Source organism: Streptomyces sp. NPDC019531 (assembly GCF_044903305.1).
GTDB lineage: Bacteria > Actinomycetota > Actinomycetes > Streptomycetales > Streptomycetaceae > Streptomyces.
Window position 1 is genome coordinate 1 of the sequence record NZ_JBJDQL010000142.1, and the last position, 1,402, is coordinate 1,402.

Here is a 1,402-nt window from a genome sequence, read left to right on the forward strand (position 1 = left end):
CGCCAAGGATCCGACGGACTTCACCACCGCCGATCTCCCCCTCATCGAGGACATCGCCCGCCGAGCCGGTCTGGCCCTGGACAACGCGCGCCTCTACCAGCGTCAGCGCAAGGTGGCCGAGACCATGCAGAACCACCTGCTGCCGCAGATGCCGCGCGTCCCCGGGCTGCAGATGACGGCCCGCTATCTGCCCGCCCCCGATGCCTCACAGGTCGGCGGCGACTGGTACGACGCCTTCTCCCTGTCCGACGGCGCCACCGCACTGGCGGTCGGAGACGTCGTGGGGCACGATCTGGAGGCCGCAGCCGGCATGGCACAGCTGCGCAACATGCTCCGTGCCTACGCCTGGGCCCACCAGGAACCGCCGAGCCGGATCGTCGACCGGCTCGACGAGGCGCTCCTGCACATCACCGACGTCACCATGGCCACCATGATCCTCGCCCGGGTCGAGGCGACGGACGACGGCCACTGGGAACTGTCCTGGACCAACGCCGGACATCCGCCGCCCCTGCTGATCCGTCACGACGGCCTGGCCGAGTACCTCACCGACGGCCACGGCATCCTCCTGGGAACCGGGGTCCGCACACCTCGCACCGTCGCGACCGCCTCACTGCCGCCCGGATCCACCCTGCTGCTGTACACCGACGGCCTGATCGAGGCACCGGGTCACGCCCTCGACGAGGGCCTGCAACGGCTGCGCCGACACGCCGCCGCCCTCGCCCACCGCCCTCTGACCTCCTTCACCGACCAGCTGCTGCGCAGAGTCAGACACGTCACCAACGACGACGACGTCGCCCTCCTCGCTGTGCGAACACCCACCGGGACGTGACCCGGACCGCCGGGCCGGGGCCTCGGCAGGGCGCCGACCTCGGCCCCCTGAGTCACCTCGGCGACGGACGGCCGTGATAGACAACGCCCATGACGCCACGGGCGACTTGAGCCCGTCCCCGTCCCCGGCGACCGCCCGACAACAGGACTTGGTGCCAGTGATTCTGAAGACCTTCCGCTGGGCGTTCGCCGTCACCGCGCTCGGCCTGGCCGCAGGAGTGCTGTACGACGGCTGGGCCGCGTTCGGCATCGTGGCGATCCTGGCCGTACTGGAGATCTCCCTGTCGTTCGACAACGCTGTGGTCAACGCGGGAGTCCTGAAGAAGATGAACGCCTTCTGGCAGAAGATCTTCCTCACTGTCGGCGTCCTGATCGCCGTCTTCGGGATGCGGCTGGTCTTCCCGGTCGTGATCGTCGCGATCACCGCGAAGCTCAACCCGTACGACGCGGTGCAGCTGGCCGTGACCGACAAGGACCGCTACCAGGAGCTGGTGACCGACGCGCACCCGGCGATCGCCGCGTTCGGTGGCATGTTCCTGCTGATGATCTTCCTGGACTTCATCTTCGAGGACCG

At 68.9% G+C, this 1,402-nt stretch carries 2 protein-coding genes; both read left to right on the plus strand.

All coding sequences use genetic code 11. The features are described 5' to 3' along the window. On the plus strand, positions 1 to 829 hold an 829-nt coding region (locus ACI2L1_RS45195; RefSeq protein ID WP_404745301.1), incomplete at its 5' end, for a PP2C family protein-serine/threonine phosphatase. Positions 830 to 986: 157 nt separating this feature from the next. After that, positions 987 to 1,402, plus strand: a 416-nt coding sequence (locus tag ACI2L1_RS45200; protein WP_404745302.1) for a DUF475 domain-containing protein, incomplete at its 3' end; no start/stop codon positions are given.